The following is a 24,505-nucleotide window of genomic DNA, read 5'->3' on the forward strand; positions in this document are numbered from 1 at the left end:
AACACTCCTCTTAGTTTAATGATAGTTGCTACTTCTGAATCAGGGAAATGCCCGTCATTTCTGCCGGCTTGGAAAGCTGCATCAAATCAAGCACCGTCGGTGCAAGGTCTGCCAAAATTCCGCCTTCACGCAGCGTTGCTCCAGCAACCGTCACAATGCATGGCACCGGGTTGGTTGTGTGCGCTGTGAAAGGACGTCCATTTGCATCAAATACCATATCGGCATTACCATGGTCAGCTGTAATAATACATACGCCGCCTTTAGCAAGCACAGCTTCAACGACTTGGCCCAAGCATGCATCCGTTGCTTCCACCGCTTTGATTGTCGGCTCCAGCATGCCGGAGTGACCTACCATATCGGGATTGGCAAAATTCAAGATAATCGCATCATGCTTATCTGCTTCAATCTCGCTGACTGCAGCTGCCGCTACCTCATAAGCGCTCATTTCTGGTTGCAGATCATAAGTCGCTACTTTAGGCGAATTAATCAGAACGCGAGTCTCGCCCGGCAGTTCATGATCGCGGCCGCCGCTGAAGAAGAACGTAACATGCGGATACTTTTCCGTTTCCGCAATGCGAAGCTGCTTCTTGCCGTTTTGCACAAGCACTTCACCAAGCGTATTATCAAGGTTTTTCGGCGAATAAGCGACAAAGCCGCCAATCGTTTCGCTGAACAGCGTCAAGCATACGAAATACAGATTTTTTGGAGCATGCTCCCCACGTTCAAAACCGCGGAAATCTTCATTCGTAAATACTTGTCCCAGTTGAATCGCACGGTCAGGCCGGAAATTGAAGAAAATAACTGCATCCTCCGACTCGACAAGACCAACCGGTTTGCCATCTTCGCCCACGATAACCGTTGGCATAACAAATTCATCATAAACGGATTTCTCGTACGATTCAACTATCGCCTTGAGCGGATCGTTATATTGCGGGCCTTCGCCATACACCATAGCGCGGTAAGACTTCTCTACCCGCTCCCAGCGTTTGTCGCGGTCCATCGCGTAATAACGTCCTTGCACCGTTGCAACATGGCCTACGCCAACCTCTTCGATCTTCGCGAGAAGCTGCTCCATGTAGCCTTTTGCGCTATCCGGGGCAACGTCGCGGCCATCAAGGAATGCATGGATATAAACATCTTCCAGGCCTTCCTTCTTCGCCAGGTCAAGCAGAGCAAACAAATGCGCAATGTGGCTGTGTACGCCGCCATCGGACAGCAGGCCGTACAGGTGAAGCTTCTTGCTATTTGCTTTTGCATGACGCACAGCGCCGAGCAGCGTTTCGTTGTCGAAAAACTCGCCATCGCGGATCGACTTGCTGATGCGAGTCAAATCCTGATACACGATGCGGCCTGCGCCGATGTTCAAATGGCCAACTTCGGAGTTGCCCATTTGTCCATCTGGCAAGCCTACCGCTTCACCGCTCGCCGTCAGCTGCGTATGAGGGTAAGTCGACCAGTAACGGTCGTAGTTAGGCTTTTTCGCTTGGGCAACTGCATTGCCTGTCACGTCATCGCGCAGACCAAAGCCGTCAAGTATAATTAATGCAACTGGAGCAGCCATCTTACTTGGCCCCCTCGATCAGTGCGATATAGGAAGCAGGCTCAAGGCTAGCTCCGCCTACAAGCGCGCCGTCGATATCTTGCTGACCCATATATTCAGCAACATTGTTAGGTTTGACGCTGCCGCCGTATTGGATACGAACCGCTGCTGCTGTAGCATCGTCATAAAGACCTGCAATTACGCTGCGGATATAACCGATAACGTCTTGTGCATCTTCAGAAGTTGAAGATTTGCCAGTGCCAATCGCCCAGATAGGCTCATAAGCAACAACGACTTCAGCTGCTTGAGCTGCGGACAAGTCTTGGAATGCCGCTACCGTTTGCACGTTGCAAACATTTTTTGTTTCGCCAGCTTCGCGCTCTTCAAGCTTCTCGCCTACACATACGATAGGAGTCAGATCATGCTTGAATGCTGCATGTACTTTTTTGCTAACGATTTCGTCTGTCTCAGCAAAATAAGCACGACGCTCGGAGTGGCCGATAATGACATATTTTACGCCCAGGTCTTTCAGCATCACGCCGCTGATTTCACCTGTGAATGCGCCATTGTCTTCGAAGTGAAGATTTTGAGCGCCAATCGCGATCGTTGTTCCTTTAGCTGCTTCAACAAGGGAAGGAAGTGCTGTAAATGGCGCGCAGATCACGCTCTCTACGCCATCAACCTCTGCTTTGCCTTTCACATCTGCGAAGAAGGAAGCCGCTTCAGAAACCGTTTTGAACATTTTCCAGTTGCCTGCAATAATTGGTTTTCTGCTCATATATATACCCTCCTGTACTGTATGGGTTGCTTATTTATCGTTGAGTGCTTCAACGCCCGGCAAAATTTTGCCTTCCATGAATTCCAGGGAAGCGCCGCCGCCAGTGGAAATGTGGTCCATTTTATCAGCCAGACCGAATTTCTCAGCCGCTGCAGCCGAATCGCCGCCACCGATAACCGTGTAGCCAGCTGTTTCTGCACATGCTTTCGCTACTGCTTGTGTACCATGGGAGAAAGGCTCGATTTCGAATACGCCCATTGGTCCGTTCCAAACAACCAGCTTGGAGTTTTTAATCGCTTCTGCGTAGATTTCACGCGTCTTAGGACCAATGTCAATGCCTTCCCACTCAGCTGGAATGCCGTCAACGTCAACGATTTGCGTGTTGGCGTTTTTGCTGAAATCATCAGCTACAACGATATCAACTGGAATGAGGAAGTTTTTGCCCAGCTTTTTCGCTTTCTCGATGAACTCAAGCGCCAGATCAAGCTTGGAGTTGTCTACGAGCGACTTGCCGATTTCATGGCCTTGTGCTTTGAAGAATGTGTAGGACAAGCCGCCACCGATAATAATGTTGTCGGCAATTTCGATCATTTTGTTGATAACGTCGATTTTATCCTTAACCTTCGAACCGCCTACGATAGCTGTGAAAGGACGCTCAGGGTTGTTCAGCGCTTTGCCAAGAACATCAAGCTCTCTCTCCATCAATAGACCGGAAACAGCCGGCAGGTGGTGCGCAATGCCTTCAGTCGAAGCGTGAGCACGGTGTGCAGCTCCGAAAGCATCATTTACGTAAAGATCAGCAAGCTCAGCGAAAGCTTTCGCCAGCTCAGGATCGTTTTTCTCTTCGCCCGCATGGAAACGAACGTTTTCAAGCAGCAATACATCGCCAGCGTTCAAAGCCGCGATTTGCGCTTTAACATTTTCACCGATCGACTCATCCGCTTTTACTACCGGTTTGCCAAGCAGCTCGGACAGACGCGCTGCCGATGCTGTGTGGCGAAGCTCTTCTACAACTTCACCGTTCGGGCGGCCCAAGTGGCTTGCCAAAATAACTTTCGCGCCTTTTTCGATCAAGAAGTTAATCGTAGGAAGCGTCTCACGGATACGCTTGTCATCGGTAATTTTACCATCTTCGAGCGGCACATTGAAATCGACGCGTACGAATACCCGTTTGCCTGCTACTTCTACGTCACGAACACTTTTTTTAGCCATGAATGTAACCTCCTGATATTAGCGTGCAAAGCTTAACACTTTCTATATTCAAACAAAAAGAAGCGTTCCCTCTTTATTAAAAGAAGGAACGCTCCCTCTTGGCCCGCGGCCAGAAGGCTCGCGAACCTGAAGCTGCGCTTCGTCATGAAGACAAAATCGCGCCCCTGTTAAGGTTTCGCTTGAATCGCATACGATGCCCCGGGAGCGCCGCGGATTAAGCGTATCCCAAGGGCCAGTGCAATACCGGCCTGGGACGTAAAGCGTTCCATGTAATTGTGGGGGATATTTCCCTTGTTCTTACAGACCTTTGCTTGCGATATAAGCAGCGAGATCAACTACGCGGTTCGAGTAGCCCCACTCGTTGTCGTACCAAGAAACAACTTTAACCATGTTGCCTTCAACAACCATAGTCGACAGACCATCGATTGTGGAAGAAGCTGGATCGTGGTTGTAGTCGCTCGATACAAGCGGCAATTCATTGTAGTTCAAGATGCCTTTAAGAGCGCCGTTAGCAGCTTCTTTCAAAGCAGCGTTAACTTCTTCAACTGTAACGTTAACTTTCAATTCAGCTACCAGGTCAGTAACGGAAACGTTAGGTGTAGGAACACGCATAGCCATACCGTTCAGTTTGCCTTTCAGCTCAGGAAGCACAAGGGATACCGCTTTAGCAGCACCAGTCGATGAAGGAATGATGTTCTCAGCAGCTGCACGAGCACGACGAAGGTCTTTGTGCGGTACATCCAGAACGGATTGGTCATTTGTGTACGAGTGGATCGTTGTCATCATGCCTTTAACGATGCCGAATTTATCGTTCAATACTTTTGCAAACGGAGCAAGACAGTTCGTTGTGCAAGAAGCGTTGGAGATGATTGTGTGGGAAGCTGCATCGTATTTGTCTTCGTTAACGCCGATAACGATAGTAATGTCTTCGTTAGTAGCAGGAGCGGAGATGATAACTTTTTTAGCGCCGCCTTTAAGGTGAAGCTCAGCTTTTTCTTTAGCTGTGAAAATACCAGTGGATTCAACAACGATTTCAGCGCCTACAGAAGCCCAAGCCAGGTTCTCAGGGTTGCGCTCAGCGAAAACTTTGATTTCGCGGCCGTTAACTACGATCGCGCCTTCTTTAGCTTCAACTGTAGCATCAAGAGTACCGTGAGTTGTATCATATTTCAAAAGGTGAGCCAGTGTAGCTGTGTCTGTCAAATCGTTTACTGCTACGATTTCAACATCAGCGTTGTTCAGAGCTGCGCGGAATACGTTACGACCAATACGACCAAAACCGTTAATACCTACTTTAACCATTGTTGTTTCCTCCTAGAGTGTTTTGGGATAAAAAATATATTTCAAGACATTTCGCATGCCGGATGCCATTGTCTCGCCCGGCGCGCGAAGCATCAAGATCACTTGCCAAGCAAAAACGACTTTGTCGTCCTTCTAGGACGAGCGAAGAGCTTTGCCCTAGAATTCTAAGCGGATATAAGGATAAAACTTATAAATTCTTAGAATTCAAGCGTAAACGGCCGAAAGCCGTCCTCTGGCGGTAAAGCTGCCGTTTCGCGGTGAAATATAAGTCCTATTTATAAGCTGCAACTTATAAATTCTTATATTTTTATGGAGCTGAGCCTTCAATAATCGCAATGATTTCTAATGCGGCAGCCTCATCGGTAACTAATACATCATTGTGTCCAAAACGCATAACTGCAGCGATCGCTTCACCTTTGCTTTTGCCTCCGGCTACTCCGATAACTACTTCAGTCTTCACAATATCCTCGAGCCGTAGTCCTACCGTCGGCATCTTGTGAACCACTTGCCCGCTGCGATCAAAATAAAAACCGTATGCTTCAGCAAGCGCTCCTTCAGCTTCAATACCCTGCATCGTCGCCTCATCAAGCTTCCTGCGCCGAGCCATCACCATAGCGTCTCCGATGCCGTGCACGACAATACGCGCCCTGCGGATCACTTCTATAATGTCCTGGATATTCGGTTCCTGCATAATGGGAGCATAAGCTTCCTCGCCAAGATGATCAGGAACGTGAAGCAGCCGATAGTTGGCACCTGTCCGCTTCGCCATGGTGGAAGCAATCGTATTCGCCTGATAATCGACGCTTTCGCCAAGTCCGCCTCTTGCAGGCACGAACCAATTGGTTTTAAGCGGCGCCACAGCCGAAAGCTGATTGGCTACCTGAGCAGTCGTCGTACCGCCTGTAACGGCAATGACGTCGCCTTGCTCCATCGCTTTGCGCAGTACCTGCCCTCCTGCTCTGCCGAGTTCCCGCTTCGTCTGCGCGGATACATCAGAATCGCCGGCCACAACAACAACTTGGCTCAGCCCGAAATAACTTCTGATCTTCTCCTCAAGCTCCGATAAGCCGAAAATCGTCTGCACAAAAGGCTCAAACTGTTCAAGCAGTTCTTTGCCAGGTTCACTGATTCTCATGCCTGAAGCATGAATTTCAAGCAAGCCCTGCGACTTTAGAAAGTCCGTTTCTGCTCGCAGCACCCTCTCCGTCATACCGAGCGTTGTCGCAAGCGTTCTGCGGCCGATGAGATCAGAGAGCATAACCTGGTGCAGTATCCTGTAGCGCTTCCTCATCACGTCGAGCAAATCTGGCAGAAGCTGCTGCTGCAATTCAATCATTTGGCGCATCTTCTAATTATTCACTCCACCCGTACTAAGTTAAGCGAAACCGATACTCATGCATTGCGGTGGACACGAAACGTCCCATGCTTTCGTTTTAAGTCCCACCTCTATTTTACCGAACTTGATCTAACATTTCAAGTCAACAATTTCATATGAAACCGTTTACTGACACGATTTTATCAAATTTATTTTTAATAGCTGGCTTGATTTCTATTCACATTTAACATATACTAAATCTTGCTGTTACTTTTATACATGCGCCCGTGGTCCAATGGATATGACGTAGGCCTCCGGAGCCTGAGATCTAGGTTCGATTCCTAGCGGGCGCGTTCTGATTTGCCAATAACGACATACAACAAGCAATCGTGTTTATGAAGCCTAGTATGTGGCCACCCTGATGAAAGGGTGGTTTTTTTATATCGTTTTTTAGCTGCAAAAAGGCATGCGATAGAGAAAAATCTGATTTGTCTGACTATCTTTGACTTTTAACGTTTCATCCGCTATTATGATGTTACGGCAATATCAATCTTGTTATTTTTCGGAGGAGGTTTACAGGATATGAATTTCGTCCCTATGGTTATTGAGCAAACTAATCGCGGAGAGCGCTCCTACGACATCTATTCCCGGTTATTGAAGGACCGTATTATCTTCTTGGGCTCGGGCGTCAATGACGTTGTAGCCAACTCCATCATCGCACAGATGCTGTTTCTGACAGCTGATGACCCTGAGAAAGACATCTCCCTTTACATTAACAGCCCTGGCGGTTCCATCACCTCGGGTATGGCTATCTATGATACGATGCAATACATCAAGCCTGACGTATCCACCATTTGTGTAGGTATGGCAGCATCGATGGGCGCTTTCCTGCTTGCAGCAGGCGCCAAAGGCAAGCGTTACGCGCTTCCGAACAGCGAGGTTATGATTCACCAGCCGCTGGGCGGCGCTGAAGGCCAGGCGAGCGATATCGAAATTCGCGCACGCCGCATTATCAAAATGCGCGACCACTTGAATGGCATCCTGTCCGAGCGCACAGGCCAACCGCTTGAGCGCGTGGAGAAAGATACCGATCGCGACTATTTCATGAGCGCAGCAGAAGCTTGCGAGTACGGTCTCGTTGACAAGGTTATTGAGAAAATCTAATTGCCCCGCATTATTGTGGACGCATAACAAAAGAACCCCGGTTCAGGCGAACCGGGGTTCTTTTGTTATGGACTTTTTTTAACCAAAAAACCGCCCCGGATCATTCAGATCCAGAAGGCGGCATGGCCAAATAATAGGGTTATGAGCAAGCGAATCCCTGCTGCATAGGGCTTCTTATTGGTTCTCCAGCTCTTCCTTGCTTACCAATGCAGCTAAAGCGTTTACAGCCTGTTCTGCGTCCGAACCTTCCGCACTTATGAAAACTTCAGTGCCCGAACTGATTGCCAAGCTCATAATTCCCATAATCGATTTGGCATTCACTTTCTTGTCGTCTTTCTCGACGAATACTTCAGATGAAAATTTATTAGCTTCTTGTACGAATAATGCTGCAGGTCTTGCATGAAGACCCGTCTTTAGTCGAACGACAACCGGAAGCCTTGTCATGGAAACCATACCCCCTATATCTTATTCATTCCTTAATTATGCCGATAATTTTAAACTCATTGTATCATTATACCATCGGAAACAAGAAGTTAAAAGTTTAGCCATTGCGTATTTTTTCAGCAAGCTCGTCAATTTTGCGAAGACGATGGTTTACGCCCGACTTGCTTACTGACCCTTTCAGCAGTTCGCCAACTTCCTTCAAGTTCAGATCGGGGTGCTGCAGGCGAATTTCAGCGACTTCCCTGAGCTTATCCGGCAAGTTATCAAGGCCCAGCTCGCGGTCCAGCAGTTTAATATTATCAATCTGCCGCACGGACGCGCCAATGGTCTTGTTCAGGTTCGCCGTCTCGCAATTGACGATGCGATTGACGGAATTGCGCATGTCGCGCATAATCCTTACATCCTCGAATTTGAACAGCGCCTGATGAGCACCGATAATGTTCAGCAGCTCAATAATTTTCTCGCCTTCCTTAATGTAAAAAATAAAGCCTTTCTTCCGTTCAATGCAGCGGGCATTCAGCTCGAACTTATTGGCAAGCTCCACTAATGAGGCGCAATACTCCTCATACATCGAAGAAATTTCCAAATGGTACGAGGAACCCTCAGGGTTATTCACTGAACCTCCAGCAAGGAAAGCCCCGCGCAAATAAGAACGCTTGCAGCAAGACTTCTTGATCATCGCTTTATCGATTCCGGAGTTGAACACGAAACCTTCCGATACGATATGAAGCTTGCTCAATATAGATTGTACCATTGTTGGAATACGTACGATATACACATTGTTCTTTTTCAGCCGCATTTTTTTCCGAACCAACAGCTCGGTGTGTACCTCAAAGTGCTTTTTGACCAGAGAATAAATACGACGGGCTATGGCAGCATTTTCTGTTGAGATGTCCAAAATGACTTTGCGGCTGGATAAGCTGACAGAACCATTCATCCGAATGAGTGCGGAAAGCTCTGCAAGCTCACAGCAGGAATCTGCTTCAATAAGCGTAAGTTCCTTTTTCGTTTGTGCCGCAAACGACATGGTTTGTCACCTCTTTCTAATCATCCAGTTTTCCACTAGCTTATAAATATGATGGCTTAGACGCTCGGCATCATGCCTTAGAAACGTCTGGAATAAAACAAAACGATCCGCAATAACCTCGCAGCCCTTGCTGCGAATAGCTTCTAAATCAATAGCGACGGGCTTTGCGCCCATCTCTGCATATTTGGCTTCCACTTGCGGTGAAATTTCACCATTGTTCACAATGACATAATCAAATAATTGAAGGCCGATATGGGCCTCAATCGCATTCATATGATCCGATACCGTATAATTGTCCGTCTCGCCCGGCTGCGTCATCACATTGCACACAAACAGCTTGACGGCGCAAGATTCCGTAATTGCTTGGGCAAGCATGGGAACAATCAAATTCGGCATAATGCTCGTGTACAAGCTTCCAGGCCCAATAAGAATGGCATCTGCTTGCTCGATCGCCTTAACCGCTTCCGGCAGCGCGTGTGCCTTCTCCGAATCAATGAATACACGCTTGATCGCTTGACCCGCCTTTGGAATCATCGACTCGCCAATGACGATCGAGCCATCGGCCATTTCTGCCTTGAGCACGATAGCCTGGGCTGCCGCAGGCAAAACACGCCCGCGCACCGCCAGCACCCTGCTCAGCTCGCGTACGCCCGTCACAAAATCGCCTGTGATGTCAGCCATAGCAGCCAGCATTAAATTGCCGAGACTATGCCCGGCAAGCCCCGTGCCTGAATTGAATCGGTATTGCAGCACCTCTGCAAGCAGCGGCTCCGTATCGGCGAGCGCCATCAGCACATTGCGAACATCGCCCGGAGGCGGAATTTGCAGCTCATTGCGCAGCACGCCGGAGCTGCCCCCATCATCCGCAACGGTGACGATGGCTGTAATATCCATGGGCTTTTCCTTCAGCCCGCGCAGCATAACGGATAATCCTGTGCCTCCGCCAATGACTACGATCTTGGGAGGCGCTCCTATTTTGTGCCTGTTCTGCATACATTCCCTCCGTTAATGCCTGTCGCGGTCGGAATCGCGATGGCTGACGCGTACCCGTTCCGTATCGCTGCTTCCCAGCACACGGCCCAAGTATTCCGAAATCGCCACCGAGCGATGTTTTCCTCCGGTACAGCCAATGCCGATAACGACCTGGCTCTTCCCTTCCTTATGATAAAGCGGAAGGAGGAACTGGAGCATATCAACCAGTTTAGCCAGAAACGCCTGCGTTTCCGGCCATTTCATCACATATTCATAAACCTCTGGCGTCTGGCCGGTATTTGGGCGCAGATGCTCAATATAATGAGGATTAGGCAAAAAACGCACATCATAAATTAAATCCGCATCAATCGGAATGCCATATTTAAAGCCGAAAGAAATGACATTGACCGACAAGCTATTTTGCTCCAAATTCGTAAACCTGGAAATAATCCGTTCTTTCAGCTGTGCGGGCTTGATACTGCTGGTGTCAATGACCAGCGATGCAGACCCCTTCAAATCCTCCAGCATTCTGCGCTCCAGCTTGATGCCGTCCAGCGGCAAGCCATCGGGCACAAGCGGGTGGCGCCGGCGGCTCTCCTTATAACGTTGAACGAGCACGCCGTCCGTCGCATCCAGGAACAGTATCTCACAGCTTATGGTAGAATGGTCTTTAATATAACTTAAAGACTCCGCTAAAGCTGTAAAAAACTCCCTGCCGCGCAAGTCAATAACTAAGGCAACCTTGCCGATCTTCCCGTTTGATTGCTCAATCAGCTCTGCAAACTTAGGGATAAGCACCGGGGGCAAATTATCGACGCAGAAGAAGCCAAGATCCTCTAGACTTTGTACAGCAATCGTTTTGCCCGCGCCTGACATCCCTGTAATAATAACAAGCTTCGCTAGTGCCGCTGCCGTCTCCATCTTCTTCTCCTCCTCACAAGCGGGGAAATTGTCCCTGTTATCCTATGTTTATCGCTACGAGCGCAAAATTAATCCCGCTGCGCCAACGACACCTGCATTGTTGCCGAGCGTAGCAGGGATGATTTTCACGCCATCCTGCGCTTCTTTCTGTGTATACTTCTCGAATACTTCGCGAATTTGCTCGAACAGAAACTCGCCGGCTTTGGACACGCCGCCGCCAATAATGAAGCATTCCGGATTCAGCACGACGGCCATCAGCGCCATCGAGCGTCCCAAATAATACGCCGCACGGCTTACAATGCGCATAGCTACTTCATCTCCAGCTTTTGCTGCATCGATAACGTCCTTCGCCATAATGTCTGTCACTTGAGCAAGCGTCGTACGGTCGCCGCGCTCCACAGCATCCTTCGCCATACGGATAATGCCCGTTGCGGAAGAAACCGTTTCGAGGCAGCCCATCTTGCCGCAGCCGCACTGAATCGCTTCGAGATCCGGCACAATTGCAATATGTCCAAGCTCGCCAGCCATGCCGGCGAAGCCTTCGACGATTTTGCCGCCGATAATAATACCGCCGCCTACACCTGTACCAAGCGTGTAGCATACGCAGTGGTCGATGCCTTTGCCCGCGCCAGCCCAAGCCTCGCCCAGCGCTGCCACGTTTGCATCATTGTTTACAAGCACTTTAGTTGCCAGCTTGGCTTCCAAATAATCTTTCAAATTTACGTCGCGAATCTTCAAATTCGGCGCGAACTTAATATAGCCCGACGGAATGTCCAGGAAACCGGCGATTCCTACGCCTACACCGCCAACCTGCTCCCATTCATAGGAAGATTCAGCGACGATGGCACGCGCATAAGCAGCAATATTTTCAAGGATAGCATCCGTACCTTTATTCGTTTCTGTGGGACCTTCATACGTGTGAAGCAAATCCCCGTTCTCGTTGCACAATCCGACCTTAATTGCCGTTCCGCCAACATCGATTCCAACGTAAATCTTTTGAGACATTTGTAGTCCACCTCATTAATATGTTAATCTTCTCTGTCCACTATAAGCGAAGCTCCTCCCTCTGGTCAAGGCAGGAAGCTCCTTGCTGCCGCTGGATTTGCACGTTGAGTTCACCCCGTATATCCATTAGACTAGGGTCAAGCGTAAACGGCTTTGCCGTCCTTTGGCGGCAAAGCTTCGTTTCGCGATGAAATATAGAGAAAGGATGGGAACATCACATACTTTCCTATATTTCAAGGTGAAACGGCTGTCGCCGTCCTTTGGCGGCGTGGCGCGTTTCATTCCGAGAAATATAGAGAAGGGATGCGAAAACCATATCCTTTCCTATATTTCAAGCGTAAACGGCTTTGCCGTCCTCTGGCGGCGCAGCGCGTTTCATTCCGAGAAATATAGAAAAGGGATGCGAAAACCATATCCTTTCCTATATTTCAAGCGAACACATCACTTCCCGCCCCAGATGGCGGACTCCGTTCCGCATTGGAATCGAAGCCGCGTATACACGCCTAGCTGGCAGCTTATTATAGATCAATGAATCCACATCCCGATAAGGAGGTATTCGGCCTTGCCCTTTCACAACCAGCAAATATTGCCTGCCCCGCGAAAAACGAAAGATTTGGAAAAGCTGATGACTTCTGACTTCTCCTATATTGTGCTGCTGGAGACGCATATCAGCCAACTGAAGAGCATTTTCGAGCTGGCGAATGCCCATGGCAAAAAAATACTGCTCCACGCCGATTTAATCGGCGGCCTCAAAAATGACGAATACGCAGCCGAATATTTGTGCCAGATGATTCGCCCGGCCGGACTTATTTCTACACGCGGCGCTGTCATTAGCACAGCCAAGAAAAATGGCCTTATTGCGATACAGCGCTTGTTTCTGCTGGATACCCAGGCATTGGAGAAAAGCTATGTGCTGCTGGAGCGCACGAAGCCTGATTATATTGAAGTGCTGCCAGGCGTCATGCCGCATATCATTCGTGAAGTTTTTGAACGGACGGGCATTCCGATTTTTGCCGGCGGTCTGATCCGAACTGTAGCAGATGTGGAAAATGCAACTGCCGCTGGGGCTACAGCAGTGACCACCTCGCGCAGCGAGCTGTGGACGCATTTTGCGTCTACAAGCAAATGATTATTTTCGGCAAGCTTATGCCGCTTGCGTCAATGCTGCGCCACCTGTACGCCACCCCAGCTCATAGTGCTGCTTGTTCTAGGGTACTGCCCAAACATACAAGCGTACAATAAACATACAATAAATACCCCTTTGCCTTATTCATCAGGCAAAGGGGTATTTGCTGCATTTCGATCTAGGGAACTAGGAAGCTCAGCGTTTGATAGGCGCTTGCGCCTTATGTGCGCTAACTGAACCTAACCGCCGATTTATGTTTACAGGGACTGGCTCCAGTCATGCGTCATGCTGCCTTCAAGGAAACGTTCGCAATCGAGCGCTGCCATACAGCCGCTGCCCGCAGCGGTAATCGCTTGGCGATATTTGCTGTCCTGCACGTCGCCACAAGCGAAGATGCCTGGAACGTTCGTCTCGGAAGTACCCGGTTTTACTTTAATGTAGCCATGCTCATCCGTATCGATCTGTCCATTCAGGAAGGCCGTGTTCGGCGTATGGCCGATCGCGATGAAAATGCCGTGCGTCTCAATGACTTCTTCACTGCCCGTTTCATTGTTGCGTACTTTAAGGCCAGTAACGCCCATTGGCCCAGCTACAACCTCAACTGGCGTGCGGTTTAGGCTCCAGTCGATTTTTTCATTTTCGCGTGCGCGGTCCTGCATGATTTTCGATGCGCGCAGCTCTTCGCGGCGGTTAACAAGCTCTACATTCGTCGCGAAGCGAGTCAGGAAGCTAGCTTCCTCCATAGCGGAATCTCCGCCGCCCACAACGATGATTTTTTTGCCACGGAAGAAAAATCCGTCGCAAGTGGCGCAGGTGCTGACACCCCGGCCTACGTTTTCTTTTTCCCCAGGGATGCCTAGGTATTTCGCTGAAGCGCCCGTCGAAATAATAAGCGACTCGCCTACGAATTCGCCCTTGCCTTCTACTTGCAGCTTGAACGGTCTCGCGGAAGTATCCACGCTGTTCACCCAGCCCGTAATGAACTCTGCGCCGAAACGCTCCGCTTGCTTGCGCATATTAGCCATCAAATCCGGACCCATAATACCTTCTGGGAAGCCCGGGAAGTTCTCTACTTCCGTTGTCGTCGTCAATTGTCCGCCTGGCTCCGGTCCTTCAATAACTAGCGGCTTCATGTTTGCACGAGCCAAATAAATCGCAGCCGTCAGTCCCGCAGGACCCGTACCGATAATAATCGCTTTATACATCCTGTAACCCTCCTTAAATTTTGCCCTATCCCTATTATATATCACGATCGCGCCTGCTCGCTATTCCAGCGGCTCATCTGGCGCAAAGACCGAATTGATCGAACGCATCTTTTCCTTAATGCCGCACACTTGATCGATTCGCTTCGCATTTTTGCTGACCGTTGCAATGGAAGTGCCATAACGAACGGATACCTCATGATACGAAATCGTGCGCCGATGCATCTTCGCCGTCAAATATTCCAGTGCTGCGGCCCAGCCTTCGACCTTGCTCAGCTTCGGAACATCCGGATAAACCCGGCTGAGAAACTCGACCCACAGCGTCATCAGATCATGCTGCTGGATCAGATCATAACGTTTGTTCATTCGCGATAACGCAGCTTCGACTACTTCCTGCCATTTGGCTTCCCACACAGGCAGACGAGAAGGAACACGATTCGGTTCAATGACCGTTTCCTTGCCTTCCAAAATCGCCTGCAGAGGCTCCTGTACATCAATGGTGCGCAGGACGAAAATCGCAATCCGCTTCAAATAATCGTCTTCGCCCGGTTCGATTAAAAACGCTCTTAGCGCATCCTTCACTTCATTGTCGGCAATCATGCCGAGCGCCTGAATAACTTGCAGCTTCGTGTTCCGATCGCCGTGGCGCAGCGCCCAGAAGAAGGAGGAGCGGACGAGCGGGTCGCGCTTCAAATGATCAGGCAGTCCATCCGAGGAGTTTTCCCAAAGCTTGAACTGCTCCTCAAACGGCAAATGATAATGGTAGCTGACTGCTGATTTATGCTGCCCTTGCTTCACCAGCTCCAGCTGCTCCATATAATAGCGGGGAATATTCGACTTTGGATCAAGCTTCGCTGTCTGCCGCCACAAACGCTCGGCTTCATGGAACCGACCAATATTGCATGCTGCCACAGCCGCATAATGATACAGGCATGGGTCCTGATTTAGATCAGGGTCCTTCAGCAAGCGAAGGAAGTGGCGGTAAGCCGCCTCATGCTCGCCAAGAATGCCCATCGTCGTAGCCAGCTTAAACACATGCTCCTCATGAAAAGGTGCCGTCTTGCGCAGCAGCTCCACCAGTGGAGCCAAACTTTTCTCATCCTCTGCATGCTGATAAAAGATGGCCAAATTGCACAAGGCATGCAGGTTGCCCGCATCAATATGCAGCGCCTCATGAATCGTTTCCATCGCTTTATCGAACAGACCCATATAATAATAAGCGAGCGCCAAATTGTTGCGGGCGGCCAGAAACTCCGGCTGTGCCGCAATAATGTCCTCCAGCAGGCGAACCGCCTCGGTAAACTTGCCTTCCTCCAGAAGCGTGCGTGCCTGATCATGCTCAAACAGGCCTTCACGCGCCTTAATGCTCGTTACCCGCGTTGGACGCTCCAGCTCATAATCGAGCAATTCCATCATTTCTTCCGCCTCATCGAGGTACTGCCCATCCGCATCCTCTTCGAGATATTGCACCAAAGCCCCTTCAGCGGCTTCATATTGTTCCATATTGGCATAGTTGTTCGCCATATAAAAATGGCATTCCGTCATCGTAGGATCAAGCTCATCGACGATCCAATGCAAAATTTTATTGGATTCCTCATAATTGCCCATTTCCGATAAAATGCCAGCCATATTACAATGGTTAACCGGATTTTCCGGCTCATATTCCACAGCACGGCGAAAATATTTAAGTGCCTTGTCATAGTGGTATCGGTCCAATGAGCGGACAGCCCGTTCGAAAAAGAATGTGGCATCCCACTGAATAGGTATGATTTTCGTTTTTGGCTCAGCTGTGGCCGCGCGTTTCTTTCCCTTCATTGGCAAGGCACCTCCCGGAAACTTCATTTTCTACGATTATAACATAGGAACGGTCAAGTCGCGCACTCAAACTAAAGGAAACGCTCCAGGACGGCTGCAATTACCCGCGTTCCATTGTGGCAAAAGGCAAAAAGTTATGAAAATCGCGGGCGTTTTAATAACCGCCCGCGATTTCATATAAGTATTTATGCTGTTTGTGATAAAGAGTCGACAAGGTGAAACGGCTGTCGCCGTCCTCTGGCGGAGCAGCGCGTTTCATTCCGAGAAATATAGAGAAAGGATGGGATAATTATATACTTTCCTATATTTAAAAAAAGTTCTCGCTACACGCCTGCATTTTTGAACAGGGTGCTGATCGAACCGCCTTCAATAATGATGCGTGTTGCTTCTGCAAGCAGAGGAGCAACCGATAGCACCGTGAAACGGTCCGGACGGTTGTCAGGCAGGAGAATAGAGTCGGTTACGACTACTTCTCTAATACTTGGAATATCCAAACGCTCAATAGCATTGCCGGAAAAGAGAGGGTGAGTAGCGCACACGTACACATCTTCCGCACCACGTTCCTTCAAGCTTTCGACTACATTGACAATTGTTGTGCCGGTATCAATCAGATCCTCGATAATAATCGGTGTCTGGCCTTCAACATCACCAATAACATGGGTAATCGATGATTCATTATGTGCTGGACGCTTCTTGATCATAATCGCGAACGAAGTGTCCAAGTAGTTGGCAAGCTTCTCGGCAGTCGAAGCGCGTCCAGCATCTGGCGATACGACAACTGGGTTTTTAATATTTTTCGATTTCAAATAATCGCTGAGCAGATCAAGAGCTGTCATATGATCGACCGGAATATTAAAGAAGCCCTGAATCGCTGGTGCATGCAAGTCAATCGTAACGACGCGGGTCGCCCCAACTGTCGTCAATACGTCTGCAACCATTTTTGCGGAAATCGGTTCCCGCGGCGCGGATTTACGCTCCTGACGGGCATAACCGTAATACGGCATAATAATGTTAATCGTTTTCGCCGAAGCCCGTTTCGCTGCATCAATCATAACTAGCAGCTCCACGAAATATTCGTTGATCGGATGCGAAAACGATTGAACCAGAAATACGTCGCAGTTCCGGATGGTTTCTTCATAGTGGACATAAATTTCGCCACTCTTGAATCTGGACATCTTAATGGCGCCGAGCGTCAATCCTAAATCCGAAGCAATCTTCTGAGCTAGTTCCGGATTAGACGATCCCGAGAAAATACGCAACTTGTCGCTTAACATAATACCCTCCTGAGCGTTTAAACCAAATAAGTTTTACCTGACTAGGCTTTCAATGCGCAACGCCTGCTTGCCCTAAGCTTGTGCTACGGGCACAGCCCGTTTGCGCTTGGTCAATACCATTATACATCGAATTGCTAATAATTCAAAAATCAATACTGACTAATTTTCGACGATCAAAGGTCGCGAGCTGCGAAAAACCGACTTCTTTCAACATCAGACGCGCTTGATCGAGGTATTGTGCCAGTCTTTCTGGCTGATGCGCATCCGAGCCAACCGTAATTGGAATGCCCAGCTTAAGCGCATATTCCAGCATTCTGCGGCTCGGGAACATTTCCTCCGCTGGTGTCCGCAAGCCCGAGGCGTTCAATTCAATCGCAACGCCATGCCGCTTGACGGCTTCGAGCGCTGCATTTTCCAAATGCGTCACATCTTCCTCCGGCTTAAAGCCAAAACGCTTGATTACATCGATATGCCCGATAAAATCATAAAGCCCGGTTGCTGCCGCCTTCTGCACCGCATCATAATATTGCTCATATACCGCCAGCCGGTTTTTGCCTTCCCAGCCGTGCGTCTGGCGAAAATCGGTAATATCCCACTCGCCGAGAAAATGTACTGAGCCAATGACATAATCGAACGGATATGCTTTAATAATATCCTCGATTTGCCGCTCATAACCCTCGATATAATCGCCTTCCAGTCCGACGCGAATGTCGATTTGATGTTTGTACTTCTCCTTAAGCGTCAAACACTCCTCGACATAACGCGGCAGCTCCTCCATGGGCATGGCCATCTCTGGATAATACGTCGCCGGATCGACATGAATAAGCGGCAAATGGTCGGACAAGCCGAGCTGGTCAAGCCCCAGTTCAATGCCCTTCTGTACGTATTCCTCAAGCGTGCCAACTGCATGCCCGCAGCGAACATGATGGGTATGGTAATCGATAAGCATAAGGCAGTCCTGCCTTTCCCTTTTTAATCATCTGAATTAAAACCGCAAAACGCGGCAATCCGCCTGGCTAGGCTTTGGACTGCTCGCGTTTCATTGCATTATTGCTGGCTGGTTTGCCGTGGCGCTGCACAAGCTCCTGCATCACATCATCCAGTGGCAAGCCCCTCTCTCTGAGCAGCACCAGCAGGTGGAAGATCAAGTCGCTAGCTTCAGAGCGCAGCTCGTCGTTGTCTTGATTTTTCGCCGCGATAATCGCTTCGGTTGCTTCCTCGCCGACTTTTTTAAGAATTTTATCGATGCCTTTATCGAATAAATACGTCGTATACGCACCTTTTGGACGCTCCGCATGACGCTCGGCAATGACGCTTTCCAAGCTTCCCAAAATCGCAAAGCGATCTCCGCCTTGTCCGGCTGCAGCTGTCCCAGTTGACGCGGAATCTTCGCCGGAATTGGCCTCAGCAGCTTTATTCGCCAGCTCGATATCATTGAAAAAACAGCTATAGCTTCCCGTATGGCAAGCCGGGCCAACTTGATGAACGCGTACCAGCAGCGTGTCGCCGTCACAGTCATAGGATAAGGACTCAATACGCTGCGTATGGCCGCTCGTTGCGCCCTTGTTCCACAGCTCGCTGCGCGAGCGGCTCCAGAACCAGGTCGAACCCGTCTCCACCGAAAGCTTGAGCGAATCCTCGTTCATATAAGCGAGCATCAGCACTTCCTTGCTCTGTGCATCCTGCACGATCGCTGGCACAAGGCCGTCCTCGCTCCACTTAATCTGTTTTATCCAGTCTGTCATCTGACTTCCACGCCCTTCTGCCGCAAATCATCCTTCACTTCGCGAATCGTCATTTCTTTGTAGTGAAAAATCGTCGCCGCCAGCGCAGCGTCCGCCTTGCCCTGATCGAAAACATCGCTGAAATGCTCAATTCGGCCAGCTCCGCCCGAAGCTATAACCGGAATGCCCAGCTTGCCTGATACAGCAGCGGTCAGCGGAAGATCAAAGCCGTCCTTCGTGCCGTCTGCATCCATGCTCGTCAGCAAAATTTCGCCAGCGCCAAGCTTCTCAACCTCACATGCCCACTCCAGCGCTTTAATGCCTGTCGCCTGGCGGCCGCCATGCGTATACACTTCCCACTCGCCCCACGCTTCGTTAAATCTCGCGTCTATCGCGACAACGATGCACTGGGAGCCGAATTTGCGCGAGCCGTCGCGTACGAGCGAAGGATTTTTGACTGCGGCCGTATTAATGGCGATCTTGTCTGCGCCTGCGCGCAGCAGCCGCTTCATGTCGTCGACATGCGAGATGCCGCCGCCAACGGTGAACGGAATCGTAATTTCGCCTGCCGTGCGTTTGACGACCTCGATCATCGTAGCCCGGCCTTCAACCGAGGCGGAAATATCGAGAAATACGAGCTCATCCGCGCCCTCGCGGTCATAGGTAGACGCCAGCTCGACCGGATCGCCAGCATCGCGCAAGTTAACGAAATTAACGCCTTTAACGACGCGGCCGTCTTTGACATCGAGACATGGAATAATGCGTTTTGCCAGCATTTTGCACGCTCCTTATATTAGACTCATCTATGGCTTCGCATGCGACAGCCTGTAGATATTCATTTTTTAAAATATAAGAATGTATAATTTTCACCCTTATACTCCGCTTATATTTCACCGCGAAACGTTAGCTTTACCGCCAGAGGACGGCGACAGCCGTTTACGCTTGTAAAAAAATAACGTTGTCGATCGATAGTTACATGGTGCTGATAAGCGACTTCCCAGTGATGTAGTCGGCGGGGCTAGACTAAGCCTTGCTGCTGCCGGTCAATGCGAGGAAGTTGCCAAGCAGCTGCATGCCCAGCTCGCCGCTTTTTTCCGGGTGGAACTGCATGCCGTATACTTGCTCACGCCCAACGATAGCTGTTACCTGCTGATAATAATCAGTCGTAGCCAGCAGATCGCTGCCTTGCTCCGGCTTCGCATGGAAGGAGTGGACGAAATATACATGGCCCTCTTCCAGTCCCGCAAACAGCGGGCTCTGCTCCTGCTCAAAGCTAAGCTTGTTCCAGCCCATATGCGGGATTTTGTAATCGCCTTGGAAACGGATAACCTTGCCTGGCAGCAGGCCGAGGCCCTCGTTGTCGCCGTACTCCTCGCTCGCGCTGAACAACAGCTGCATGCCGAGGCAAATGCCGAGCAGCGGCTTGCCGGAGGCGGCAAATTGCTTCACGACCTCATCCAGCTTCGTCTCGCGCAAATTGCTCATCGCATCACCGAAGGCGCCGACACCTGGCAAAACCGCGCCATCCGCCGCCAAAATCTCCTGCGGATCAGCTGTTACTACCGCAGCATAACCGAGACGCTCAACCGCCTTGCTGACGCTGTGAAGATTGCCCATGCCGTAATCGATGATTGCAATCATGCTACAGCACTCCTTTCGTCGAAGGCACTCCTTGTACGCGAGGATCAATGCTCGTCGCTTCATCCAGCGCCCGGCCAAGCGCCTTGAATACCGCTTCAATCATATGATGCGTATTCTGGCCGTAATGTACGATAACATGCAGCGTAATGCGCGCTTCCAGCGCCAGCTTCCATAGAAACTCGTGTACCAGCTCCACAGAGAAGCTGCCTACTTGGCTTGAAGGATATTCCGCGCGGTATTCGAAATGCGGACGGTTGCTCACATCGATAATAACCTGTGCCAGCGCCTCATCCATCGGCACGAATACGCTCGCGTAACGCTTGATGCCGCGCTTGTCGCCTAGTGCTTCACGCAGCGTTTGCCCGAGGCAAATGCCGATATCCTCCACCGTATGGTGGTCATCGATTTCAATATCGCCTTTGGCATTGACCGTCAGGTCGAACTGGCCGTGCTTTGTGAACAAATCCAGCATATGGTTCAGGAAAGGCACATCCGTCTCAATGTTGGCCGTTCCGCTTCCGTCTACCGAAAACGCCAGCTTGATGTCTGTTTCATTTGTTTTGCGAGCTACTTCCGATACGCGTCCTGTCAATTCCGCCATTACCGATTCCTTCTTTCTTCCCGTAAAATAAATGTTCGCTTTGTTTGCTTTGGCTGTTGCTTATCTAGTCTTGCTCGTTACCGCCCTTCGCGCTCCAAACGGATTTGAATCGCCCGCGCATGGGCTTCAAGCCCTTCCTGCCGGGCCAGCGTCATAATTTTGTCGCCATTTGCGAGCAGCGCTTCCTTGCTATAGTAAATCAAGCTTGATTTTTTCAGAAAATCATCCACGTTGACTGGCGAGGAAAATCTCGCCGTTCCATTCGTCGGGATGATGTGGTTCGGTCCGGCGAAATAATCGCCAACCGGCTCCGAGCTGTAAGGGCCGAGGAAGATTGCCCCGGCGTTTTCGATCAAGCCGAGCAGCCTCATTGGATCGGCTGTCAGCACCTCCAAATGCTCAGGCGCCAGCTTGTTCACGACGTCGATGCCCGCTTCCAGCGAGTCGACCATGAGCACGGCGCCGTAGCTGTCGATAGAAGCCCGCGCGATTGCTTGGCGCGGCAGCGTAGTGAGCTGGCGCTCCACTTCAGCGGCTACAGCGCTCCCGAGCTGCTCCGAAGGCGTAACGAGGATGGAGGATGCCATCTCGTCATGCTCCGCCTGCGACAGCAGGTCAGCGGCGATATAAGCCGGATCAGCCGATTCGTCGGCAAGCACGACGATTTCGCTTGGACCTGCGATGCTGTCGATATCGACAGCGCCAAATACTTCGCGCTTCGCCAGCGCGATATAAATATTGCCCGGCCCGCAAATTTTATCAACGGGCGCGATTGTTTCCGTCCCGTGGGCGAGTGCGGCAATTGCCTGCGCTCCGCCTACGCGGTACATCTCCTTGACCCCTGCTTCAGCAGCAGCCACGAGAATGCCTGGATCAATGCCGTCCCGTCCGCCAGTTGACGGCGGCGTGACCATTACGATTTCCGGCACGCCAGCTACCTGGGCCGGAATGACATTCATGAGCACGGACGACGGATACGCCGCCTTGCCTCCGGGCACATAGACGCCGACCCGCTTCAGCGGGCGCAAAATTTGCCCGAGCAGCGTCCCGTCCGGCTGCAAATCCATCCACGAGTTGCGCTTCTGCTTCTCGTGGAAAGACCTGATGTTGACAGCGGCCTCACGGATCGCTGTCAGAAAAGCGGCGTCTACCTGCTCATACGCCGCATCAATTTCCGCTTGCGTCACGCGCAGCTCCGCTGCCGTCAGCTCAGCCCTGTCCAGCTTTGCCGTGTAACGCAGCAAAGCAGCATCTCCTTCTTTGCGGACGTCTGCAATGATCGTCCGCACTACTTCATTTTGCTCCGGCGATCCGTATTCCACCTCGCGCTTCAAACCGAACTGCTCCGCTCGCATAATTCTCACAATCGCCAACCCCTTTCCTTTCAAACTATGTTCCATCTACTTTAATGCCCGCGTTCCCGCAATCCTAGAGCTTCGCGCCAAGCGTTTCCTGCAATCTATCGCAGAGGCTTTGAATTGCCTCGTTCTTCATCCGGTAGCTGACGCGGTTCGCGATCAAGCGGCTCGTAATGCCGAAGATGGACTCCATCTCGACCAGTCCGTTTTCGCGCAGCGTCTGTCCCGTCTCGACCATGTCGACAATGCGGTCAGCAAGGCCGATAAGTGGCGCAAGCTCGATCGAGCCGTTCAGCTTGATCACTTCTACCTGCTGCCCCAACTCGCGAAAATATTGCGAAGCCACATTCGGATATTTCGTCGCTACCCGCGGATTGATAACCGGCTTCCAGTCCGGCAGCCCGATTACTGACATCCGGCACTTGGCGATGCCAAGATCCAGCAGCTCGTATACATCTTTATTTTCCTCCATCAGCACATCCTTGCCGACGATTCCAATATCTGCGACGCCATATTCCACATAAGTAGGCACGTCTACAGGCTTTGCCATAATAAACTCCATGCCTGCTTCCGGCAGCTCAATGATCAGCTTGCGAGTATCATCAAAATCGCTTGGAATCGGCAGTCCCGCTTCGCGAAACAGCTTCGATGCCTGCTTGTAAATCCGGCCTTTCGGCATAGCTACCTTCAAAATCTCTCTGCCTGCTCCGCTCACTTGCCATCCCCTCCAAGCATTTCGTCCATACCTTCGGTAAATAGTAGAAACTCCACATATTCCACGCCTTTGAAAATAAACCGTCCAGACGTGTTCTTCGCCAGCTCCGCTGCCTCTTCTTGCCCGATACGCTCTGTTACAACCGTCGCTCCTTGGCCTCTAAGCTGCTGCGCGATTGCCAGCGCCGCTTTGCGCTCCGTCTCATCGTAGCCGATCAGCATGCGCTCAGCCTTCGCTGGCTCGTCTTCATTGCCGAGCACTTCGAGTATCCGCGTCGTCTTCAGCGCAAAGCCTGTTGCTGGCGCCGGGCGGCCGAATTGGGCTAGCAAATTGTCGTATCTTCCGCCGCTCACTACAGGGAATCCAAGATCCGCCGCATAACCTTCAAAGGTCATGCCTGTATAATAGGAGAAATCGCCGATCATCGTCAGATCGATCAGCACATGCTCGCTCAGTCCGTAAGCATCGAGCACGTCCCACATCTCGCATAAATGCTGGATAGACGCCTGTGCCGTCTCATCCGCGCTTAATTCAAGCGCCTGCTTGCATACCTCTTGGCCGCCACGCAGCCTTAAAATCCCTTCCAGCTCGCGCATTACAGGCTCCTCCAGCGACAGCTGGCGCAGTTGCTCGCGGTAGCCGACATAATCGCGTCCCAGCAGGCACGCTTTAAGCTGCTCCTGCTCTTCCTTGCGTCCAGACAGCGATTCCTCGAACAGCCCGTTCAGGAAGCCGACATGGCCAATAGCGATCTTGAACCGTTTTACACCAGCCGCCTTCAAGGAAGCGATAGCGAGCGCCACAACCTCCGCATCCGCATCAGCCGAAGCATCGCCAACAAGCTCTACGCCCGTCTGGAAAAATTCAGCCTCACGGCCTGCTTCTTCTTCAATTGCACGGTACACATTCGCATGGTACGACAATCGCAGCGGGAATGGAGACTCCTTCAATAGCGAAGACACTACACGCGCAATAGGTGCTGTCATATCCGATCGCAGTACGAGCGTCGTTCCACGGTTATTAAGCAGCTTGAACAGCTTTTGATCAGAGGTAGAGCTTGCTACCCCTACAGTGTCGTAATATTCCATAGTTGGCGTAATGATTTGCTCATATCCCCAGCCCTGCATGCAGGCAAGAGCGGCATGCTCGATCCGGCGCAGCTTTGCAACAGCTTCCGGAAGATAATCTTTAACACCAATCGGTTTCTCAAATACTTTTGGTTTGGACATCTATTTTCACCCACAATTTACTTTAGTATGTTAACGCGTTGCCATATTAGCGATCTGCCAAAATAAAGAACCTAGTCGTTATGGTAACATGAAGCTTCTACTCCGTCAAGATTAGAGCTTTCCCGAATGAGGGACGTATC

The 24,505-nt window shown here is 50.6% G+C and carries 23 protein-coding genes and 1 tRNA gene; 3 read left to right on the forward strand and 21 right to left on the reverse strand.

The genetic code is table 11. The annotated features are described in order from the left end of the window. Positions 1-28: 28 nt before the first annotated feature. The 5 genes from gpmI to ASF12_RS09120 form a co-directional block, all read right to left on the reverse strand. Positions 29-1,561 carry a 2,3-bisphosphoglycerate-independent phosphoglycerate mutase gene (gene gpmI, locus ASF12_RS09100; protein WP_056032479.1) on the reverse strand — a complete coding sequence of 511 codons (1,533 nt, stop codon included), beginning with the start codon at positions 1,559-1,561 and terminating at the stop codon, positions 29-31. 1 nt (position 1,562) lies between these two features. Next, the gene (gene tpiA, locus ASF12_RS09105) at positions 1,563-2,318 is read right to left on the reverse strand and encodes a triose-phosphate isomerase (protein WP_056032482.1); all 756 of its coding nucleotides are present in this window, start codon (positions 2,316-2,318) and stop codon (positions 1,563-1,565) included. Positions 2,319-2,348: 30 nt separating this feature from the next. Further along, positions 2,349-3,530, reverse strand: coding sequence for a phosphoglycerate kinase (locus ASF12_RS09110; RefSeq protein WP_056032485.1), 1,182 nt, complete (start codon positions 3,528-3,530; stop codon positions 2,349-2,351). Positions 3,531-3,827: 297 nt separating this feature from the next. After that, the gene (gene gap, locus ASF12_RS09115; protein WP_056032488.1) at positions 3,828-4,832 is read right to left on the reverse strand and encodes a type I glyceraldehyde-3-phosphate dehydrogenase; all 1,005 of its coding nucleotides are present in this window, start codon (positions 4,830-4,832) and stop codon (positions 3,828-3,830) included. 307 nt (positions 4,833-5,139) lie between these two features. Next, positions 5,140-6,177 (reverse strand): sugar-binding transcriptional regulator, encoded by a 1,038-nt coding sequence (locus ASF12_RS09120; RefSeq protein WP_056032491.1) that lies wholly within the window; start codon positions 6,175-6,177, stop codon positions 5,140-5,142. A 251-nt stretch (positions 6,178-6,428) separates the two neighbouring features. On the opposite strand from ASF12_RS09120, the gene ASF12_RS09125 reads away from it, so the two are divergent. Beyond that, positions 6,429-6,500, forward strand: a tRNA-Arg gene (locus ASF12_RS09125). A gap of 229 nt (positions 6,501-6,729) precedes the next feature. After that, positions 6,730-7,311 carry an ATP-dependent Clp endopeptidase proteolytic subunit ClpP gene (gene clpP, locus ASF12_RS09130; protein ID WP_056032494.1) on the forward strand — a complete coding sequence of 194 codons (582 nt, stop codon included), beginning with the start codon at positions 6,730-6,732 and terminating at the stop codon, positions 7,309-7,311. Positions 7,312-7,485: 174 nt separating this feature from the next. Here clpP and ASF12_RS09135 read toward each other — a convergent pair whose 3' ends face one another. From ASF12_RS09135 to ASF12_RS09155, 5 genes are all read right to left on the reverse strand, one after another. Further along, the gene (locus ASF12_RS09135) at positions 7,486-7,755 is read right to left on the reverse strand and encodes an HPr family phosphocarrier protein (RefSeq protein WP_046234108.1); all 270 of its coding nucleotides are present in this window, start codon (positions 7,753-7,755) and stop codon (positions 7,486-7,488) included. 97 nt (positions 7,756-7,852) lie between these two features. Further along, positions 7,853-8,782 (reverse strand): DNA-binding protein WhiA, encoded by a 930-nt coding sequence (whiA, locus tag ASF12_RS09140; RefSeq protein WP_056032497.1) that lies wholly within the window; start codon positions 8,780-8,782, stop codon positions 7,853-7,855. Positions 8,783-8,788: 6 nt separating this feature from the next. Beyond that, entirely contained in the window at positions 8,789-9,775 is a 987-nt protein-coding gene (locus tag ASF12_RS09145; RefSeq protein ID WP_056032501.1) for a gluconeogenesis factor YvcK family protein, read from the reverse strand. A gap of 12 nt (positions 9,776-9,787) precedes the next feature. Further along, positions 9,788-10,675: an RNase adapter RapZ gene (rapZ, locus tag ASF12_RS09150; RefSeq protein ID WP_056032504.1), complete on the reverse strand. Its 888-nt coding sequence runs from the start codon at positions 10,673-10,675 to the stop codon at positions 9,788-9,790. Between the two features lie 54 nt (positions 10,676-10,729). Beyond that, positions 10,730-11,680 carry an ROK family glucokinase gene (locus ASF12_RS09155; RefSeq protein WP_056032507.1) on the reverse strand — a complete coding sequence of 317 codons (951 nt, stop codon included), beginning with the start codon at positions 11,678-11,680 and terminating at the stop codon, positions 10,730-10,732. 562 nt (positions 11,681-12,242) lie between these two features. On the opposite strand from ASF12_RS09155, the gene ASF12_RS09160 reads away from it, so the two are divergent. After that, positions 12,243-12,809, forward strand: a complete 567-nt coding sequence (locus ASF12_RS09160) for a glycerol-3-phosphate responsive antiterminator (protein WP_056032510.1) — start codon at positions 12,243-12,245, stop codon at positions 12,807-12,809. Positions 12,810-13,063: 254 nt separating this feature from the next. On the opposite strand, the gene trxB is transcribed toward ASF12_RS09160, so the two are convergent. From trxB to ASF12_RS09215, 11 genes are all read right to left on the reverse strand, one after another. Continuing rightward, positions 13,064-14,011: a thioredoxin-disulfide reductase gene (gene trxB, locus ASF12_RS09165; RefSeq protein ID WP_056032513.1), complete on the reverse strand. Its 948-nt coding sequence runs from the start codon at positions 14,009-14,011 to the stop codon at positions 13,064-13,066. Positions 14,012-14,071: 60 nt separating this feature from the next. After that, positions 14,072-15,823 carry a tetratricopeptide repeat protein gene (locus ASF12_RS09170; RefSeq protein ID WP_056032516.1) on the reverse strand — a complete coding sequence of 584 codons (1,752 nt, stop codon included), beginning with the start codon at positions 15,821-15,823 and terminating at the stop codon, positions 14,072-14,074. 323 nt (positions 15,824-16,146) lie between these two features. Next, positions 16,147-17,097, reverse strand: a complete 951-nt coding sequence (locus ASF12_RS09175) for a ribose-phosphate diphosphokinase (RefSeq protein ID WP_056032519.1) — start codon at positions 17,095-17,097, stop codon at positions 16,147-16,149. Between the two features lie 142 nt (positions 17,098-17,239). After that, entirely contained in the window at positions 17,240-18,046 is an 807-nt protein-coding gene (hisJ, locus tag ASF12_RS09180; RefSeq protein ID WP_056032522.1) for a histidinol-phosphatase HisJ, read from the reverse strand. A 67-nt stretch (positions 18,047-18,113) separates the two neighbouring features. Further along, positions 18,114-18,842, reverse strand: coding sequence for a bifunctional phosphoribosyl-AMP cyclohydrolase/phosphoribosyl-ATP diphosphatase HisIE (gene hisIE / locus ASF12_RS09185; RefSeq protein ID WP_056032525.1), 729 nt, complete (start codon positions 18,840-18,842; stop codon positions 18,114-18,116). Continuing rightward, positions 18,839-19,597 (reverse strand): imidazole glycerol phosphate synthase subunit HisF, encoded by a 759-nt coding sequence (gene hisF, locus ASF12_RS09190; protein WP_056032528.1) that lies wholly within the window; start codon positions 19,595-19,597, stop codon positions 18,839-18,841. Before hisF ends, hisIE begins: the two co-directional genes overlap by 4 nt. A gap of 247 nt (positions 19,598-19,844) precedes the next feature. Further along, on the reverse strand, positions 19,845-20,462 hold the full coding sequence (gene hisH, locus ASF12_RS09195; RefSeq protein WP_056032531.1) for an imidazole glycerol phosphate synthase subunit HisH: 618 nt from the start codon (positions 20,460-20,462) through the stop codon (positions 19,845-19,847). Position 20,463: 1 nt separating this feature from the next. Continuing rightward, positions 20,464-21,063: an imidazoleglycerol-phosphate dehydratase HisB gene (gene hisB, locus ASF12_RS09200; protein ID WP_046234120.1), complete on the reverse strand. Its 600-nt coding sequence runs from the start codon at positions 21,061-21,063 to the stop codon at positions 20,464-20,466. A gap of 77 nt (positions 21,064-21,140) precedes the next feature. Next, positions 21,141-22,418: a histidinol dehydrogenase gene (hisD, locus tag ASF12_RS09205; protein WP_442952521.1), complete on the reverse strand. Its 1,278-nt coding sequence runs from the start codon at positions 22,416-22,418 to the stop codon at positions 21,141-21,143. A gap of 73 nt (positions 22,419-22,491) precedes the next feature. Beyond that, positions 22,492-23,100: an ATP phosphoribosyltransferase gene (hisG, locus tag ASF12_RS09210; protein WP_046234141.1), complete on the reverse strand. Its 609-nt coding sequence runs from the start codon at positions 23,098-23,100 to the stop codon at positions 22,492-22,494. 32 nt (positions 23,101-23,132) lie between these two features. Next, positions 23,133-24,365 carry an ATP phosphoribosyltransferase regulatory subunit gene (locus ASF12_RS09215; RefSeq protein ID WP_056032534.1) on the reverse strand — a complete coding sequence of 411 codons (1,233 nt, stop codon included), beginning with the start codon at positions 24,363-24,365 and terminating at the stop codon, positions 23,133-23,135. Positions 24,366-24,505: the final 140 nt, after the last annotated feature.

This window comes from Paenibacillus sp. Leaf72 (genome assembly GCF_001422685.1).
In the GTDB taxonomy this organism is placed as follows: domain Bacteria; phylum Bacillota; class Bacilli; order Paenibacillales; family Paenibacillaceae; genus Pristimantibacillus.

Excerpts from the sequence above, each read along its gene's own strand:
- gpmI (WP_056032479.1), bottom strand. The coding sequence starts at position 1,561 with ATGGCTGCTCCAGTTGCATTAATTATACTTGACGGCTTTGGTCTGCGC.
- tpiA (WP_056032482.1), bottom strand. The coding sequence starts at position 2,318 with ATGAGCAGAAAACCAATTATTGCAGGCAACTGGAAAATGTTCAAAACG.
- ASF12_RS09110 (WP_056032485.1), bottom strand. The coding sequence starts at position 3,530 with ATGGCTAAAAAAAGTGTTCGTGACGTAGAAGTAGCAGGCAAACGGGTA.
- gap (WP_056032488.1), bottom strand. The coding sequence starts at position 4,832 with ATGGTTAAAGTAGGTATTAACGGTTTTGGTCGTATTGGTCGTAACGTA.
- ASF12_RS09120 (WP_056032491.1), bottom strand. The coding sequence starts at position 6,177 with ATGCGCCAAATGATTGAATTGCAGCAGCAGCTTCTGCCAGATTTGCTC.
- clpP (WP_056032494.1), top strand. The coding sequence starts at position 6,730 with ATGAATTTCGTCCCTATGGTTATTGAGCAAACTAATCGCGGAGAGCGC.
- ASF12_RS09135 (WP_046234108.1), bottom strand. The coding sequence starts at position 7,755 with ATGACAAGGCTTCCGGTTGTCGTTCGACTAAAGACGGGTCTTCATGCA.
- whiA (WP_056032497.1), bottom strand. The coding sequence starts at position 8,782 with ATGTCGTTTGCGGCACAAACGAAAAAGGAACTTACGCTTATTGAAGCA.
- ASF12_RS09145 (WP_056032501.1), bottom strand. The coding sequence starts at position 9,775 with ATGCAGAACAGGCACAAAATAGGAGCGCCTCCCAAGATCGTAGTCATT.
- rapZ (WP_056032504.1), bottom strand. The coding sequence starts at position 10,675 with ATGGAGACGGCAGCGGCACTAGCGAAGCTTGTTATTATTACAGGGATG.
- ASF12_RS09155 (WP_056032507.1), bottom strand. The coding sequence starts at position 11,680 with ATGTCTCAAAAGATTTACGTTGGAATCGATGTTGGCGGAACGGCAATT.
- trxB (WP_056032513.1), bottom strand. The coding sequence starts at position 14,011 with ATGTATAAAGCGATTATTATCGGTACGGGTCCTGCGGGACTGACGGCT.
- ASF12_RS09170 (WP_056032516.1), bottom strand. The coding sequence starts at position 15,823 with ATGAAGGGAAAGAAACGCGCGGCCACAGCTGAGCCAAAAACGAAAATC.
- ASF12_RS09175 (WP_056032519.1), bottom strand. The coding sequence starts at position 17,097 with ATGTTAAGCGACAAGTTGCGTATTTTCTCGGGATCGTCTAATCCGGAA.
- hisJ (WP_056032522.1), bottom strand. The coding sequence starts at position 18,046 with ATGCTTATCGATTACCATACCCATCATGTTCGCTGCGGGCATGCAGTT.
- hisIE (WP_056032525.1), bottom strand. The coding sequence starts at position 18,842 with ATGACAGACTGGATAAAACAGATTAAGTGGAGCGAGGACGGCCTTGTG.
- hisF (WP_056032528.1), bottom strand. The coding sequence starts at position 19,597 with ATGCTGGCAAAACGCATTATTCCATGTCTCGATGTCAAAGACGGCCGC.
- hisH (WP_056032531.1), bottom strand. The coding sequence starts at position 20,462 with ATGATTGCAATCATCGATTACGGCATGGGCAATCTTCACAGCGTCAGC.
- hisB (WP_046234120.1), bottom strand. The coding sequence starts at position 21,063 with ATGGCGGAATTGACAGGACGCGTATCGGAAGTAGCTCGCAAAACAAAT.
- hisD (WP_442952521.1), bottom strand. The coding sequence starts at position 22,418 with ATGCGAGCGGAGCAGTTCGGTTTGAAGCGCGAGGTGGAATACGGATCG.
- hisG (WP_046234141.1), bottom strand. The coding sequence starts at position 23,100 with ATGCCGAAAGGCCGGATTTACAAGCAGGCATCGAAGCTGTTTCGCGAA.
- ASF12_RS09215 (WP_056032534.1), bottom strand. The coding sequence starts at position 24,365 with ATGTCCAAACCAAAAGTATTTGAGAAACCGATTGGTGTTAAAGATTAT.